17 protein-coding genes are annotated in these 15,519 nt (G+C 71.9%); 14 read left to right on the top strand and 3 right to left on the bottom strand.

Features of this window, described 5'->3' with window-relative positions; all coding sequences use genetic code 11:
* Positions 1-8: 8 nt before the first annotated feature.
* A complete protein-coding gene (locus FFT21_RS29695) occupies positions 9-608 on the bottom strand; it encodes a murein hydrolase activator EnvC family protein (protein ID WP_225978296.1) in 600 nt (199 codons plus the stop codon).
* Positions 609-1,283: 675 nt separating this feature from the next.
* Between FFT21_RS29695 and rpsB the strand changes: the two genes are divergently transcribed.
* The 6 genes from rpsB to FFT21_RS11010 all read left to right on the top strand — a co-directional run bounded on the left by rpsB (position 1,284) and on the right by FFT21_RS11010 (position 6,569).
* Positions 1,284-2,102 carry a 30S ribosomal protein S2 gene (gene rpsB / locus FFT21_RS11035; protein WP_137813709.1) on the top strand — a complete coding sequence of 273 codons (819 nt, stop codon included), beginning with the start codon at positions 1,284-1,286 and terminating at the stop codon, positions 2,100-2,102.
* A 99-nt stretch (positions 2,103-2,201) separates the two neighbouring features.
* On the top strand, positions 2,202-3,017 hold the full coding sequence (tsf, locus tag FFT21_RS11030) for a translation elongation factor Ts (RefSeq protein ID WP_137813708.1): 816 nt from the start codon (positions 2,202-2,204) through the stop codon (positions 3,015-3,017).
* A gap of 208 nt (positions 3,018-3,225) precedes the next feature.
* A complete protein-coding gene (gene pyrH / locus FFT21_RS11025) occupies positions 3,226-3,963 on the top strand; it encodes a UMP kinase (protein WP_137813707.1) in 738 nt (245 codons plus the stop codon).
* Positions 3,964-4,200: 237 nt separating this feature from the next.
* Positions 4,201-4,758, top strand: a complete 558-nt coding sequence (gene frr, locus FFT21_RS11020) for a ribosome recycling factor (protein WP_137813706.1) — start codon at positions 4,201-4,203, stop codon at positions 4,756-4,758.
* A gap of 146 nt (positions 4,759-4,904) precedes the next feature.
* Entirely contained in the window at positions 4,905-5,783 is an 879-nt protein-coding gene (locus tag FFT21_RS11015; protein ID WP_137813705.1) for a phosphatidate cytidylyltransferase, read from the top strand.
* 39 nt (positions 5,784-5,822) lie between these two features.
* Positions 5,823-6,569 (top strand): class I SAM-dependent methyltransferase, encoded by a 747-nt coding sequence (locus FFT21_RS11010; protein ID WP_371856766.1) that lies wholly within the window; start codon positions 5,823-5,825, stop codon positions 6,567-6,569.
* Positions 6,570-6,656: 87 nt separating this feature from the next.
* On the opposite strand, the gene FFT21_RS11005 is transcribed toward FFT21_RS11010, so the two are convergent.
* Positions 6,657-7,430 carry a PadR family transcriptional regulator gene (locus FFT21_RS11005; RefSeq protein ID WP_137813704.1) on the bottom strand — a complete coding sequence of 258 codons (774 nt, stop codon included), beginning with the start codon at positions 7,428-7,430 and terminating at the stop codon, positions 6,657-6,659.
* Positions 7,431-7,730: 300 nt separating this feature from the next.
* On the opposite strand from FFT21_RS11005, the gene rlmN reads away from it, so the two are divergent.
* The 3 genes from rlmN (at position 7,731) to FFT21_RS10990 (ending at position 9,626) form a co-directional block, all read left to right on the top strand.
* Positions 7,731-8,837 carry a dual-specificity RNA methyltransferase RlmN gene (gene rlmN, locus FFT21_RS11000; RefSeq protein ID WP_137813703.1) on the top strand — a complete coding sequence of 369 codons (1,107 nt, stop codon included), beginning with the start codon at positions 7,731-7,733 and terminating at the stop codon, positions 8,835-8,837.
* Positions 8,838-9,039: 202 nt separating this feature from the next.
* Positions 9,040-9,288: a YlcI/YnfO family protein gene (locus FFT21_RS10995; RefSeq protein WP_137813702.1), complete on the top strand. Its 249-nt coding sequence runs from the start codon at positions 9,040-9,042 to the stop codon at positions 9,286-9,288.
* Complete coding sequence (locus FFT21_RS10990; protein ID WP_137813701.1) at positions 9,282-9,626, top strand: type II toxin-antitoxin system PemK/MazF family toxin; 345 nt, start codon at positions 9,282-9,284, stop codon at positions 9,624-9,626. The genes FFT21_RS10995 and FFT21_RS10990 overlap by 7 nt, the downstream gene beginning before the upstream one ends.
* A 51-nt stretch (positions 9,627-9,677) precedes the next feature.
* Here the strand turns inward: FFT21_RS10990 and FFT21_RS29690 are convergent, their stop codons facing one another.
* A complete protein-coding gene (locus FFT21_RS29690; protein ID WP_225978295.1) occupies positions 9,678-9,941 on the bottom strand; it encodes a DUF2631 domain-containing protein in 264 nt (87 codons plus the stop codon).
* Between the two features lie 290 nt (positions 9,942-10,231).
* Here FFT21_RS29690 and dxr point away from each other — a divergent pair, with 290 nt between their 5' ends.
* The 5 genes from dxr to FFT21_RS10960 all read left to right on the top strand — a co-directional run bounded on the left by dxr (position 10,232) and on the right by FFT21_RS10960 (position 15,452).
* The gene (gene dxr, locus FFT21_RS10980; protein WP_137813699.1) at positions 10,232-11,506 is read left to right on the top strand and encodes a 1-deoxy-D-xylulose-5-phosphate reductoisomerase; all 1,275 of its coding nucleotides are present in this window, start codon (positions 10,232-10,234) and stop codon (positions 11,504-11,506) included.
* Between the two features lies 1 nt (position 11,507).
* The gene (locus tag FFT21_RS10975) at positions 11,508-12,737 is read left to right on the top strand and encodes a M50 family metallopeptidase (protein WP_137813698.1); all 1,230 of its coding nucleotides are present in this window, start codon (positions 11,508-11,510) and stop codon (positions 12,735-12,737) included.
* A 90-nt stretch (positions 12,738-12,827) separates the two neighbouring features.
* Positions 12,828-13,961: a flavodoxin-dependent (E)-4-hydroxy-3-methylbut-2-enyl-diphosphate synthase gene (gene ispG / locus FFT21_RS10970; protein WP_192909484.1), complete on the top strand. Its 1,134-nt coding sequence runs from the start codon at positions 12,828-12,830 to the stop codon at positions 13,959-13,961.
* Between the two features lie 242 nt (positions 13,962-14,203).
* Positions 14,204-15,058: a GNAT family N-acetyltransferase gene (locus FFT21_RS10965; RefSeq protein WP_192909477.1), complete on the top strand. Its 855-nt coding sequence runs from the start codon at positions 14,204-14,206 to the stop codon at positions 15,056-15,058.
* Between the two features lie 76 nt (positions 15,059-15,134).
* A complete protein-coding gene (locus tag FFT21_RS10960) occupies positions 15,135-15,452 on the top strand; it encodes a hypothetical protein (protein ID WP_137813697.1) in 318 nt (105 codons plus the stop codon).
* Positions 15,453-15,519: the final 67 nt, after the last annotated feature.

The raw sequence follows: 15,519 nt of genomic DNA, 5'->3' as shown, positions 1-15,519 counted from the left end.
CTCGAGGGCTACCCGGCGGTGCCCGCCCAGGGCAGCAGCCGGACGTGGATCAGGACCAGGCGGAGCGGGTCGAGATACTGCTCGCCCCGCCGGACACCCCAGTGCAGGCAGGCGGCGGTTCCAGCCACAGACATGGGCGGCCCGGCCGGCGGCGTCACCGCAGGCGGTCCGGGGCTCGGTACGTTCTCGGCAAGCGGCGCGCCCGGCGTCGTTGGGGCGCCCGCTGGAGTCGGCGGGCCCGGTGCCATCGGCGCGGTGGTCACCGGCCTGTCACCGCCGCAGCCGGGATGGCCGGGCAGCAGGTGGCCGATCATCTGCCCGCGCCGGACGTGCTGGCCGGTCGTGACCGTGGGCAGCACCGGCTCGTAGGTGGTGCGCAGACCGCCGGCGTGCTCGATCGAGACGACCGGCCGGTCCGCCACCGGGCCCGCGTAGACCACCGTGCCGTCACCGGCCGCGAACACCGGCGCACCGGCGGGCGCGCCCAGGTCGACGCCCCGGTGGCCGGGGCCGTACCGGCTGGCCGGCGGGTCGAACCGGCGCAGTACCGGGTGGGGTTGGGCGAGCGGCCAGCCGAAGCGGGCCCTGGGTGCCCAGGGGCTGCCCACAGGCGAGGCCGGGGGGACGGGAAGAGCGGGCGGGGAAGCCGCTGGAAGGGTCGCCGGGAGAGCGGCGGCGAGACCGACCCGAGGAGCGGCCAGGACCGCGGCCGGGAAAGCGAGCAGGTCAGCGGTTCGGCCAGCCGTCGTCGTCCGCGCGGCGGCCGCCGCCCGTGACGGGACGGGCACGAGCAGTGGCGGTAGCCCGGCCAGGAGCAGCGGCACGGCCAGCAACGCGACGGCGTGTCCGGGCGCTACCCGAGAGTGCCGGAGCGGGCCCGGTATCCGAGGGCGCCGGAACAGGGTCGGACGGTGCGGCGAGGCGGTCGCGGTGCGCATGGCACCACGGTCTAGTACCGGCCTCCCGCGACCGGGGTTGATCGGCGTGCCTGTGGACGAACCACGGCCCTGTGGACGACGGGCCACGGTTGGTCGACTTGACGGGAAGTCCGTCCGGGTGAGGGCGTAGACTGCTGCCGCGACCCGTGTGAACACGGGGCGACTTCGCGCGCCGATGCGGGTCCCGTCGATGCGGGACACGGTGTCCGGCGGTCCCTCGGGTGGAGCAGTGCCACCGGGGGTCCGGACGCCGGCACGGCGCCAGGGCGACGGGTCACCCGGCTCGTCGCGAGAACCGACCCGCGCGCCACGCGGCGCGCCCGACGCCAAGAGGTGCATCCGGCCATGGCCGTCGTCACCATGAAGCAACTGCTCGACAGCGGTGTGCACTTCGGTCACCAGACCCGGCGCTGGAACCCGAAGATGAAGCGCTACATCCTGACCGAGCGCAACGGCATCTACATCATCGACCTGCAGCAGACGCTGACCTACATCGACCGGGCGTACGAGTTCGTCAAGGAGACCGTCGCCCACGGCGGCACGATCCTGTTCGTCGGCACCAAGAAGCAGGCGCAGGAGGCGATCGCCGAGCAGTCCCTGCGGGTCGGCATGCCCTACGTCAACCAGCGCTGGCTGGGCGGAATGCTCACCAACTTCTCCACCGTGCACAAGCGGCTCCAGCGGCTGAAGGAGCTGGAGTCCATGGAGCAGACCGGTGGGTTCCAGGGTCTCACCAAGAAGGAGATCCTGATGCTCACCCGCGAGAAGGAGAAGCTGGAGAAGACGCTCGGCGGCATCCGGGACATGCAGAAGGTGCCGAGCGCGGTCTGGGTGGTGGACACCAAGAAGGAGCACATCGCCGTCGGCGAGGCACGCAAGCTGGGCATCCCGGTGGTGGCCATCCTGGACACCAACTGCGACCCGGACGAGGTCGACTACCCGATTCCGGGCAACGACGACGCGATCCGGTCGGCCGCGCTGCTGACCAAGGTGATCGCCGAGGCCGCAGCGGCGGGCCTGATGGCGCGGGCCGGCCAGCGGACGGCCGCGGAGGGCGAGGAGAAGCCGGAGGCGGGCGTGGCTTCCGACGAGCCGCTCGCCGAGTGGGAGCAGGAACTGCTGGCCGGTGGCGAGACTCTCGAGGAGCAGCCCGCCCAGTCCTGACCGCGGCCCGCGCGTCGCGCCCGACCGGCGACGCGATGCGCGGCCAGGACATCGACACCGAATACGCGCGTACACCGAAGAGGGAACGGAACACGCACGATGGCGAACTACACCGCGGCCGACGTGAAGCGTCTCCGCGAGATCACCGGCGCGGGCATGCTCGACTGTAAGAAGGCGCTGGAGGAGTCCGGCGCGGACTTCGACAAGGCGGTCGAGATCCTGCGCATCAAGGGCGCCAAGGACGTCGGCAAGCGCGCCGAGCGCTCCACCGCCAACGGGCTGGTCGCCGCGGACGGCGGGGTGATGGTCGAGCTGACCTGCGAGACCGACTTCGTCGCCAAGAACGCCGAGTTCCAGGAGTTGGCGTCGAAGATCGTCGGCGTGGCCGGGGAGACCAAGCCAGCCGACGTCGAGGAACTCAAGGGCGCCCCGCTGGACGGCAAGACCGTGGCGGACGTCGTCCAGGAGCTGTCCGCCAAGATCGGCGAGAAGCTGGAGCTGCGCCGGGTCGCCGTCTTCGACGGCACCGTGGCCACGTACCTGCACCGCCGCGCGTCCGACCTGCCGCCGGCGGTCGGCGTGCTGGTCGAGTACAGCGGCGGCAACGAGGAGGCCGCCCGGGGCGCGGCGATGCAGGTCGCCGCGATGCGGCCGCGCTACCTCACCCGTGAGGAGGTGCCCGCCGACGTGGTGGAGAACGAGCGGCGCATCGCCGAGCAGACCGCCCGCGAGGAGGGCAAGCCGGAGCAGGCCCTGCCGAGGATCATCGAGGGCCGGCTGAACGGCTTCTTCAAGGACACCGTGCTGCTCGACCAGCCGTCCGTCCAGGAGCAGAAGAAGACCGTGAAGGCGGTGCTGGACGAGGCCGGTGTGACCGTCACCCGCTTCGCCCGCTTCGAGGTCGGCCAGGCCTGACGCGCCCGGCGCGGAACAGGCGGTGGTGTCCTGGGCGGGGTCGCCGTGCGCAGTCGTTGCTCCCCGTTGACGCGATTTTCCGCGGAGGCGGCGACAGCGCAGTGGCGGCCCCGCCCTCGCGCGTCGCGGACCGGTCACCGGCGAGCGCCGCCCGGTGGTTGCCGGCGCCCGTAACGGGTAGGGCAACAAGGAAGAGCGAGGAGGACGGGTGAGCGAGGACGGCTGGACGCACGCCGGCTACCGGCGGGTGCTACTGAAGCTCGGTGGGGAGATGTTCGGCGGCGGGGCCCTCGGCGTCGACCCCGACGTGGTGCAGGCCGTCGCCCGGCAGATCGCCGACGTCGTCAGTTCGGGCGTGCAGGTCGCCGTGGTGATCGGCGGTGGGAACTTCTTCCGCGGCCAGCAGTTGCAGCAGCGCGGCATGGAGCGGGCCAGGGCCGACTACATGGGCATGCTGGGCACCGTGATGAACTGCCTGGCGCTGCAGGACTTCCTGGAGCGCCGGCACGGCATCGAGACGCGCGTGCAGACCGCGATCACCATGGGCCAGGTCGCCGAGCCCTACATTCCGCGCCGCGCCATCCGCCACCTCGAGAAGGGCCGCGTGGTGATCTTCGGCGCCGGCGTCGGCATGCCGTACTTCTCCACCGACACCACCGCCGCCCAGCGGGCACTGGAGATCGGCGCCGAGGTGGTGCTGATGGCGAAGGCGGTGGACGGGGTGTTCAGCGCGGACCCGAAGGCCGACCCGGACGCGGTGCGGTTCGACCACATCACCCACCGCGAGGTCATCGAGCGGGGACTGAAGGTCGCGGACGCCACCGCGTTCAGTCTTTGCATGGACAACAACATGCCGATCATCGTGTTCAACCTTCTGATCGAGGGGAACATCGCGCGTGCCGTGCGTGGTGAGAAGATCGGCACGCTGGTGAGCACCCCCGGCTGACCGTCCCCGCCGACCGTGCTGGGATTGTGACCAGCAACTCCTACACCGGCCCGCACACCAGGGAGATTCGATGATCGTGGCAAGCCTCGGCACACCCGGCGGCGCCGGCGCGCGCCGGGCCCGGCCGGTCCGCGTTCTCCGCTGGCAGGGCGTTTCGGAAGGCGACGTGACGGGACTGGTGAGGGGCGCCCTGCCGACGCGATCGCGCGGGCGCGCGAAGCCGCGAAAGGAGCAGTCGTGATCGACGAAACCCTCCTCGATGCCGAGGAGAAAATGCAGAAGGCGGTGACCGTGGCCAAGGACGAGCTGGCGACGGTCCGCACCGGTCGCGCCAACCCGGCGATGTTCCACGGCATCCACGTCGACTACTACGGCTCGCCGACCCCGCTCAACCAGCTGGCCAGCGTGAGCGTGCCGGAGGCGCGCATGGTGGTCGTCAAGCCGTACGACGCCAGTCAGCTCGGCGCGATGGAGAAGGCCATCCGCGACTCCGACCTCGGGGTCAACCCGACCAACGACGGCACCATCATCCGTGTCGTCGTGCCGCAGCTCTCCGAGGAGCGGCGCAAGGAGATGGTCAAGGTCGCCAAGGCCAAGGGCGAGGAGGCGAGGGTCTCCATCCGCAACATCCGCCGCAAGGCCAAGGACGAGCTGGACCGGATCGTCCGGGACGGTGAGGCCGGCGAGGACGAGGTGGTGCGCGCGGAGAAGGAGCTGCAGCACCTCACCGACCGCTACGTGGCCCAGGTCGACGAGTTGGTGAAGCACAAGGAAGCCGAGCTGCTCGAGGTCTAGGTGCTGCCGACCCCGTTCCCCCAGCTCTCCGGTCCCCACTCGAGGCCAGGCGTCGTCGTGGGCGGCTGCGGGCGCGGCGCCGCGCCCGCAGCGGCTGTTCCCAGCACCCGATCCGTCACCGAGCGAGGGTCGCGGTGGGAGCGGTAGTGGCCTCCAACGGTCAGCGCGACGCCAGCGGGTCACCGGGCAGGGACCCCGGCGCCAAGGTCCGGCGGGCGGGGCGCAACCTGCCGGCCGCGATCGCCGTCGGCGTGCTGCTCGGTGCCGCTGTGCTGGCCGTGCTGCTGACCGTGCGGCAGGTGTTCCTGGGCATCATCGCGCTGGCCGTGGCGACCGCGACGGTGGAGCTGGCCGGTGCCCTCCGCCGCGGCGCCGGCATCCGCGTCGCGCTGGTCCCCGTGCTGGTGGGTGGCCAGGCGATGCTGTGGCTGTCCTGGCCGTTCGAGCGGGTGGGTCTGCTCGCCGCGTTCGTGGTCACCATCCTGGCCTGCCTGCTGTGGCGGTTCCGCGGCGGTGCCTCCGGGTACCTGCGGGACGTCAGCGCGTCCGTGTTCACGGCGGCCTACGTGCCGATGTTCGCCTCGTTCGCGGCGATGCTGGTGGTGCCGCCGGACGGCACCGCCCGGGTGCTGTGCTTCCTGATCTGCGTGGTGTGCTCGGACACCGGCGGCTACACCGCCGGGGTGCTGCTGGGCCGGCATCCGATGGCGCCGTCGATCAGCCCGAAGAAGTCCTGGGAGGGCTTCGCCGGCTCGGCGGTCGCCGGGCTCACCGCCGGTGCGCTCGCGGTCAGCCTGCTGCTGCCCGGACCGGGGCGGTGGTGGCAGGGGCTGCTGTTCGGTGCCGCCATCGTGGTCACCTCCACCATGGGTGACCTGGTCGAGTCGCTGATCAAGCGGGACCTGGGGATCAAGGACATGGGCAACCTGCTGCCCGGTCACGGTGGCCTGATGGACCGGATGGACTCGCTGCTGCCCTCCGCCGTGGTGGCCTGGCTGCTGCTCCGCCTGTTCGTGCCGGGCTGACCTTCCCGCCGTCGCGGGGGCGGCCCGTACAGTGTCCCGGTGCGGGGCTTTCTTCGTGCGGCGATCTCCGCGCTGCACCCGGTCGACGTCGTGCCCAGCCCGAACATCTGGCACTGGCCGGACGTCTACGAGATGGAGAACCGGGCGCAGGACGCCGGGGGCGCGCTGTGGCGGGCGCTGCGCGCGGAGTGCGACTGGGCCGGGTCGGACGTGGTGGATGTCGGCTGCGGCGACGGCTTCCACCTTCCGGTTTTCGCCGCCACCGCCCGCAGTGTGGTCGGCGTCGAACCCCATCCGCCGCTGGTGCGGCGTGCGCAGCGGCGCACCGCGGCTCTGGACCACGTCACCGTGGTCGCCGGCGCGGCACAGCGGATGCCGCTGCCGGACGGCTGCGCCGACCTGGTGCACGCGCGCACCGCCTACTTCTTCGGCCGTGGCTGCGAACCCGGACTGCGTGAGGCGGAGCGGGTACTGCGGCCGGGCGGCGCGCTCGCGATCGTCGACCTGGACGCCGCCCGCCCGCCGTACGGCACCTGGATGTGCGCCGACCTGCCGCACTACGACCCGGCCGACGTGACCGCGTTCTTCGCCGAGCAGGGGTTCACCTGCCGCCGGGTGGACACCATCTGGCGGTTCCCCGACCGGGCCAGCCTGGAGGCCACGCTGCGGATCGAGTTCTCCGCCGAGGTCGCGGCCAGGGCCATCGCCGAGACGCCCGGCCTGACCATCCCGGTCGGCTACCGGCTGCACGTGCGGCGCAAGCCCACCGGCCTGGTGCTGCCCTGATCGGGGCGGCACCAGGCCGGCGTCGGTGGGTCCGGCCCGGCGCGATCGGCGGCGCCCCTGGTCCTCCGATCGCCGGCCAGTCCCAGATCAGTCCTCGTCCTCGCCGTACTCGTCCGGCTCACCGAGGTCGGTGGTCGGTTCGATGCCGCTCTCCGCGAGGATCGCGTAGAGCTGCCGGCGCGCCCCGTCCAGCACCTCGACCGCCTTGGACTTCTGCTCGCCGTCCGCTGCCCAGGCGAGCTGGAAGATCGCCGTGGTGAGGTTGCCGTAGGCGGTGCGCAGGGCGAGCTCGACGGGGTCGACGTCCGCGGTGAGCCGTTCCCACGGCGGGGTGTCGTCCAGCTTCTCTGCCTGCGCCCGGCCGGCGTCGGTCAGTGTGAACAGCTTCTTGCCCGCTGACTCCTCGCTGGTGGACACCAGTTCCTCGTCGGCGAGTAGTTGCAGGGTGGGGTACACCGAGCCGGGGCTCGGCCGCCACAGGCCGTTCGACCGTTCGGTGATCTCCTGGATGATCTCGTAGCCGTGCATGGGCCGCTCGGCGAGCAGGGTGAGCACGGCGTTGCGCACGTCGCCGCGGCGCTGCCGCCGGCCGCCCCGCCCGCCGCGCCGGCCACCGAACCCGAAGCCCCCGCCCGGACCGCCGGGGAACGGTGGGAAGCCGGGGAATCCGGGAAAGCCCGCGCGGCCGCCGGGCCACGGGAAGCCGCCGTGTCGCAGGCGGCCAGCGCGCGGGTCGAAGTGGGCCTCGGGCGGCACGCCGGGGAACTCGCCGGCGCTCGGGTCGCCGGGGCCGAAGCCGAACCCGTGGTGCGGGTGGTGGTGACGGTGGTGATGGTCGAAGTCGGGGAACGGGCCTCGCATGCTTCCTCCCTCGATCGGTGCGGGACGCTCTAACGATATATCGCAAACGTATCGCGATGCAACGACGATGCATCGGCAACCGTCCGCGCCACATTTCGGCCGGGACCGTCAGATCCCGCGGCTAACGCCGGCCACGTGGACGTGACCAGCCGAAACCCGCACCGGATGGCCCTGCTGGTGTTCGCGGCGGCGGGAGAAGAGCTGGCCGGCCGGGGCCGCCTCGCTGGTCGTGCTCGCTGACCTGAGCGGCGAGCGCGTGGCTCCGGGCACCGCGGCGGCCATGGGACACTGGTGGACGCCATGACCGCACTCCCGCTCGTCTTCGACGCACCCCGACGCGGCCTGCCACCCCGCCACCTCGCGGACCTCTCCGCGGCCGACCGCCGGGCGGCCGTCGCCGAGTTGGGCGAGAAGCCGTTCCGCGCCCGCCAGCTTTCCCACCACTACTTCGCCCGGCTGACCGCCGATCCGGCCGCGATGACCGACATCCCGGCGGCGGCCCGGGAGCGGCTGGCCGAGGCACTGCTGCCGCCGCTACTCGCGCCGGTGCGGCATGTGGCGTGCGACGGCGGCGCCACCCGCAAGACGCTGTGGCGAGCGCACGACGGCACCCTGCTGGAAAGCGTGCTCATGCGCTACCCGGACCGCGCCACGGTGTGCATCTCCAGCCAGGCCGGATGCGGGATGGCCTGCCCGTTCTGCGCCACCGGCCAGGGCGGCCTGCGGCGCAACCTGTCCACCGCGGAGATCGTCGACCAGGTGCGCACCGCGGCCGCGGCCATGCGGGATGGCGCGCTGCCCGGCGGCCCCGGTCGGCTGTCCAACATCGTGTTCATGGGGATGGGCGAGCCGCTGGCCAACTACCGCAGGGTGGTGGACGCGGTGCACCGCATCTGCGACCGGGCTCCGGACGGGCTGGGCATCTCGCAGCGGTCGGTAACGGTGTCCACCGTCGGGCTGGTGCCCGCCATCCGGAAGCTGGCCGAGGAGAATCTCCAGGTCCGCCTCGCCGTCTCCCTGCACACTCCGGACGACGAGTTGCGGGACACGCTCGTCCCGGTGAACACCCGGTGGAAGGTCGCCGAGGTGCTGGACGCGGCCCGGTACTACGCCGACCGCACCGGCCGGCGGGTGTCCGTCGAGTACGCGCTGATCCGCGAGGTGAACGACCAGCCGTGGCGGGCCGACCTGCTGGGCCGGGTACTGCGCGCACACCTGGGCCGGTTGGTGCACGTGAACGTCATCCCGCTGAACCCCACGCCGGGCAGCGAGTGGGACGCCAGCCCCAAGCCGGTGGAACACGAGTTCGTGCGCCGGGTGCGGGAGCAGGGTGTGGAGTGCACCGTGCGGGACACCCGCGGCCAGGAGATCGCCGCCGCCTGCGGCCAGCTCGCCGCGGACAACTGACCGCCTGTTTCGGAACCGGACCGACCCTGCGATGACGAGTATGGGAACGCGCTAGGGCGAAGCCCCGCGATCGCGGGGGCGGGGCGCCTGGTCAGGCACGACCGGAGTGCTGGGTCCCGATCGCGCCCCGGCGACGCGATCGCGGCGCGCGTTCAGGAACAAGAACTGACCGCGCAGGGTTATACCCGGTTATACTGAGGGTATGAAAACGGCGATCTCGGTACCCGACGAGACGTTCGCGCGCGTGGAGCAGACCGCGAAGTGTCTCGGACTGACCCGCTCCGAATTCTACGCGCGCGCCGCGCGCTACTACCTCGATCACCTGGAGGAGCAGTCGCTCACCGAGGAGATCAACGCGGCCCTCGAACGTGTCGGCGACGACGAGGACTCCGCCGCGGCGGCCGCCGCCGCGGGCCGGCGCCGCCTGGCGCGGACGGATGACGAGTGGTGATCCAGCGGGGCACCATCCACTGGGCCGATCTCGGCGACACCGACGGCTCCCGGCCCGCCAAGCTCCGCCCGGTGCTCGTCGTGCAGGCCGACCCCTACAACGCCAGCCGACTCGCGACCGTGCTGGTCGCGGCGGTCACATCCAACACCAGGCTGGCCGCCGCGCCGGGAAACGTCTTCCTGCCCGCGTCCGTGACCGGGTTGCCCCGGGACTCGGTGGTGAACGTGACCGCGCTGGTCACCCTGAACAAGGACGATCTGACCCAGCGGGTGGGCCGGGTCCCCGCGAACCTGATGCGTGACGTCGACGCGGGACTGCGCCGCGTGCTGGCCCTGTGAGTCGAACCGCCAACCTGGCGATCCGTCTCGCGCCGCGGGCTGACGCGTACGTCAGCGGAGGAAGGTCCGGCGCCGCTTGATCAGGTCGCGGATCAGCATGACGGCCATCACCGCGGCGATGCCCAGCAGCCACACCACCTCGACGTGCCCCCGGTGGTTGCCGACCAGGGCCATCAGCACCAGCACGATGGTGGAGAACCAGCCGGCCACCTGGGTGGCCCTCGGGAACCTCCCGTGCCAGCCCCACTCGGCGGACGGCTCCTCGTGGATGTCCACGGTGCTCGCGGGGCGCTTCTCCAGCTCCGAGGTCGCCACGACTCCTCCTTCTCGCGACTCCGCGCGCCGCCGCGATCGTGCCGGCAGGGCCCTCACCCATGCGGGCCGCGTCGCGACCCACCGTGCACTGCCATCCCGATCACGGGCCTGCCGGCCCTGGCGCGCGCCGTGGTCAGCCCACTGCGACTGAACCAGCCGCCGGAACTCCTGATCTCCGATCCTGCCACCGCCCATCGTCCCACATGGCGGCGCGGCGGCCCGGCTCGGCCTCCGGTCTGCGGGTGCCCCACCGCCGCGCGGCCGGCGCGGTTTCGGGGACAATAGGCGTGATGGAGTCGTCCACCTCGCCCACCGATCCCCTTCCCGCCACTCCGCCGCCCGGCGAGCCGGCGCCGCGCACCGTCCTGATCCTCGGCTCGACCGGCTCGATCGGGACCCAGGCCCTCGACGTGATCGCCGCCAACCCGGAGCGGTTCCGGGTGGTCGGTCTGGCCGCCGGCGGGTCCGACCCGGCCGCGCTGGCCGCGCAGGCGCTCACCACCGGGGCCCCGGCGATCGCGGTGACCAGGGCCACCGCCGCCGAGGACGTCGAACTCGCGCTCTACGCGGAGGCGCAGCGTCGCGGCTACGCCCGCGGCGAGTTCCGGCTGCCCCGGCTGCTCGCCGGGCCGGAGTCGGTGGGCGAGCTGATCACCACCACCCCGGCGGACGTGGTGCTCAATGGCATGCCCGGGTCGCAGGGGCTGGCGCCCACCCTGGCGGCGCTGGCCACCGGCGCCACGCTGGCGCTGGCCAACAAGGAGTCCCTGGTCGCCGGCGGGCCGCTGGTGCTGCGCGCCGCCAGGCCCGGCCAGATCGTGCCGGTGGACTCGGAGCACTCGGCGCTGGCCCAGTGCCTACGCGGTGGCCGGGCGGACGAGGTGGCCCGGCTGGTGCTGACCGCCTCCGGCGGGCCCTTCCGTGGCCGGCGGCGGGACGAGCTGGACGGGGTCACCGTCGAGAACGCGCTGGCCCACCCCACCTGGTCGATGGGCCCGGTGGTGACGATCAACTCGGCCACCCTGGTCAACAAGGGCCTGGAGGTGATCGAGGCGCACCTGCTGTTCGGGGTGCCCTACGACCGGATCGACGTGGTGGTGCACCCGCAGTCAGTGGTGCACTCGATGGTCACCTTCACCGACGGCTCGACGCTGGCTCAGGCCAGCCCGCCGGACATGCGACTGCCCATCTCGCTGGCCCTCGCCTGGCCGAGCCGCGTCTCCGGGGCCGCTTCGCCGTGTACGTTCGTAGTGCCGACCGCATGGACGTTCGAGCCGGTGGACGAGGAGACGTTCCCCGCGGTTCGGCTGGCCAGGCAGGCCGGTAACTCGGGCGGGTGCATGCCGGCGATCTACAACGCCGCCAACGAGGAGGCGGTGGCCGCGTTCCTCGGCGGCGGGACGCCGTTCACCTCGATCGTGGACACCGTGGCGCGGGTCCTCGACGAGGCGGACGGCTGGGACGCCGAACCGGCGAGCGTCGGCGACGTGCTCGCCGCGGAGAAGTGGGCGCGGGAAAGGGCACGCGAACTGGTCGCCCCGACGGCGGGGTGGGGAAGGGACTGAAGTGGTCGCCTACGTCTTCGGGATCGTGCTGTTCGCGCTGGGCATCGGCGTGTCCGTCGCGCTGCACGAGTTCGGCCACCTGCTGACCGCCAAGGCCTTCGGCATGAAGGTCACCCGGTACTTCATCGGGTTCGGGCCGCGGCTGTGGTCGTTCCGCCGGGGCGAGACCGAGTACGGGTTGAAGGCCATCCCGGCCGGCGGGTTCTGCGAGATCGTCGGGATGACCGCGCTGGAGCAGGTGCCGGAGGCGGACTCGCCCCGGGCGTTCTACCGCAAGCCGGTGTGGCAGCGGGTGATCGTGCTGTGCGCCGGGTCGGTGACCCACTTCATCCTCGGCTTCGTGATCCTCTACTTCATGGCGGTCAGCATGGGGCTGCCGAACCTGCAGGACAAGCCGGTGGTGGGCGAGGTCAGCCAGTGCGCGCCGGCCACGCAGGACCCGAGGACGTTCCAGTACTCGCCGTGCGGGCCGAACGACCCGGCTCCGGCGCGCAACGCCGGCATCAAGCCCGGTGACCTGATCGTCTCGGTGGCCGGCCGGCCCACCCCGACCTACACCGATGTGGTCAACGTCACCCGTCAGGCCAGCGGGCCGACCCCGTTCGTGGTGGAGCGCGGCGGCCAGCGGCTGACGCTGATCGTGGACGTGGCCAAGGTGCAGCGGGTGACCGACCTGAACGCCCGGCCGGGCCAGAACAACAAGCTGGCCACGGTGAGCGCGGTCGGCCTGGCCAACACCACGATGTTCCACTACGGCGCGGTCGGCGCGCTGGGCGGCGCCACCCGGTTCACCGGCGACATGTTCGCCGGCGCCTGGACCGGCCTCAAGCAGTTGCCGAGCAAGATCCCGCCGCTGATCAAGGCGATCGGCGGCGGGCAGCGCGACCTGAACAGCCCGGTCAGCGTGGTCGGCGCGACCCGGATCGGCGGTGAGGCCGCGGAGCAGGGGCTCTGGCCGCTGTTCGTGCTGCTGCTGGCCAACCTGAACTTCTTCATCGGGGTGTTCAACCTGCTCCCGCTGCTGCCGCTGGACGGCGGCCACGTGGCGGTCAACCTGTACGAGAAGGTGCGGGACTCGGTCCGCCGGCTGTGGGGCAAGCCGGCCGGCGGCCCGGTGGACTACACCAAGTTGCTCCCTTTGACGTATGCGGTGATCTTTGTTGGTGGTGCGGTGGTGCTGCTCACGGTCACCGCGGACATCGTCAACCCGATCAGGGTCTTCGGGCAGTAGGGGAAACCCCGGAAAGGTGAATGTTCGATGAGTGCCGAAGGTCTGCTGACCGACTCGAGCGGCAACACCGGCTCCGGCACCATGCTCGGCATGCCCGGGCTGCCGGCCCCGGTGCTCGCCGAGCGACGCAAGACCCGTCAAATCAAGGTCGGCAACGTCGGGGTGGGCAGCGAGTACCCCATCTCGGTGCAGTCGATGACCACGACGGTCACCGCCGACGTCAACGCCACGCTGCAGCAGATCGCCGAGCTGACCGCGTCCGGCTGCGACATCGTCCGGGTGGCCTGCCCGAGTCAGGACGACGCGGACGCGCTGCCGGCGATCGCGAAGAAGTCGCAGATCCCGGTGATCGCCGACATCCACTTCCAGCCCAAGTACGTCTTCGCCGCGATCGAGGCGGGTTGCGCCGGGGTGCGGGTGAACCCGGGCAACATCAAGAAGTTCGATGACAAGATCAAGGAGATCGCGCAGGCGGCGAAGGACCACGGCACGCCCATCCGGATCGGCGTCAACGCGGGCAGCCTCGACCCCAGGGTGCTGGCCAGGCACGGCAAGGCCACCCCGGAGGCGCTGGTCGAGTCGGCGCTGCTGGAGGCCGAGCTGTTCGCCGAGCACGACTTCCACGACATCAAGATCTCGGTCAAGCATCACGACCCGGTGGTCATGGTGCGCGCCTACGAGCTGCTCGCCGAGCGGTGCGACTACCCGCTGCACCTGGGCGTGACCGAGGCCGGCCCGGCGTTCCAGGGCACCATCAAGTCGGCCACCGCGTTCGGCGCGCTGCTGTCCCGGGGCATCGGCGACACCATCCGGGTGTCGCTGTCCGCGCCGCCGGTGGAGGAGGTCAAGGTCGGCATCCAGATCCTGGAGTCGCTGAACCTCCGGCCGCGCCGGCTGGAGATCGTGTCCTGCCCGTCCTGCGGCCGCGCCCAGGTGGACGTGTACAAGCTGGCCGACGAGGTCACCGCGGGCCTTTCGGGTATGGAGGTGCCACTGCGGGTGGCCGTGATGGGCTGCGTGGTCAACGGCCCGGGCGAGGCCCGGGAGGCCGACCTCGGCGTGGCCTCCGGCAACGGCAAGGGTCAGATCTTCGTCAAGGGCGAGGTGATCAAGACCGTGCCCGAGCACAAGATCGTGGAGACGCTGATCGAGGAGGCCATGCGGATCGCCGAGGACATGGAGTCCGGCGGTGAGGCGGGCGCCCCGCAGGTCACCGTCTCCTGACCGGCTGGCCCGCCGGCGAAGCCCCGATGCGCGTCCGGGCGATGGTGGTGCGCGTGAAAGGCGGGCACAGATCGCGGCGGCTTGGTGCCCGAACAGCCCAACCGATGGATACCGGTACGGGTGAATCCCGGCGGGGACGATCGCGGCGCGCGTCGGAACAGGCACAGCCACGCAGGGTGGACATTGCGCCAACCGGGCGTCGCGGGGCGCACGAGGGGTATCCGTTCTGGCACGCTATGGGCGTGTTGCGGCTCGGGGCGGCGCGGCTGCTCGACGAACGGGATACCCATGCGGTTTCCGCCGTGCTGGCCGACGATCCGGTGGCCTCGTGCATGGTCGCCGCGCGTGTCGAAGCCGCCGGCCTGGACCCGTGGCGGCTCGGCGGCGAGCTGTGGGGCTTCGACCACCGCCCGGTGCGCGGCGGGCGGTTGGACGGCCTGTGCTTCTCCGGCCCCAACCTGATCCCGCTGCGCGGCACCCGCTCGGTGCTGCGCAGCTTCGCCGACCGGGCGCTGCGCCGTCGGCGGATGTGCTCCTCGCTGGTCGGTCCGGCGGATCAGGTGATGGGCCTGTGGGAGGAACTGGCCCCGGAGTGGGGGCCGGCCAGGGACGTGCGGGACGACCAGCCACTGATGGCGCTGTACGGGTCACCGGCGGTGCCGCCGGACCCGCTGGTGCGGCCGGTGCGCCTGGACGAGCTGGACCGCTACCTGCCCGCGGCCATCGCCATGTTCACCGAGGAGGTGGGCGTCGACCCGCGGATGGACGACAACGGCGCCGGCTACCGCGCCCGGGTCGCCGACCTGATCACGTCCGGCCGCGCGTTCGCCCGCTTCGAGAACGGCGAGGTGGTGTTCAAGGCCGAGGTGGGCGCGCTGTCCGCCCGCGTCGGCCAGATCCAGGGAGTCTGGGTGCACCCGGACCGCCGAGGTCACGGCCTGGGCACGGCCGGCACGGCCGCGGTGGCCGAACGGCTGGTGCGCGGCCTCGGCCGGGTGGCCAGTCTCTACGTGAACGGCTACAACGGCGCCGCTCGTTCGGCGTACTGTCGAGCTGGATTTACCCAGGTCGGCCGGTATGCGACCGTGCTTTTCTAGAGTGGGCCGCGCGGGTGGGGCAAACGTGCCCTACGGTTACTCCGGTCGCGTAACTCGCGGTGTGCGGTGGTGATCGGTGTTCGATGGCCCAACGTGGTCCGAGTACGTCGTTGGTGACGAGGTCGTCCAGCTCGTTCCGGAGCTGGGCGCGCTGCAGCATGTCGACCAGTGGCGCTGGTGGCCGGTGAACGACGAGCGCGGGAAACCGATCGCGCTGGTCGGCAAGTACGACGGTCCCGGCTACGTCGACCTTCTCTACGTCTACGGCGACAGCACGGGAGGAGCCGCCCGGGTGGACATCCGCGGCCCCGCGCCGAGGACGATCTGGACCGAGAGCGGTTCGCTGTCCACGGTGGTGGCCGGGCTGATCAGGCAGCCCGACTCGATCATCTGACACACCCTGTCCGGAGACAGGCACCGACCGCCGCGGAGGTGGGCTGGCGACGTGATCGGGAGCGACA

Source organism: Gandjariella thermophila, from assembly GCF_005405885.1.
GTDB lineage: Bacteria > Actinomycetota > Actinomycetes > Mycobacteriales > Pseudonocardiaceae > Gandjariella > Gandjariella thermophila.
This window is presented reverse-complemented; position numbering and strand designations above follow the sequence as displayed.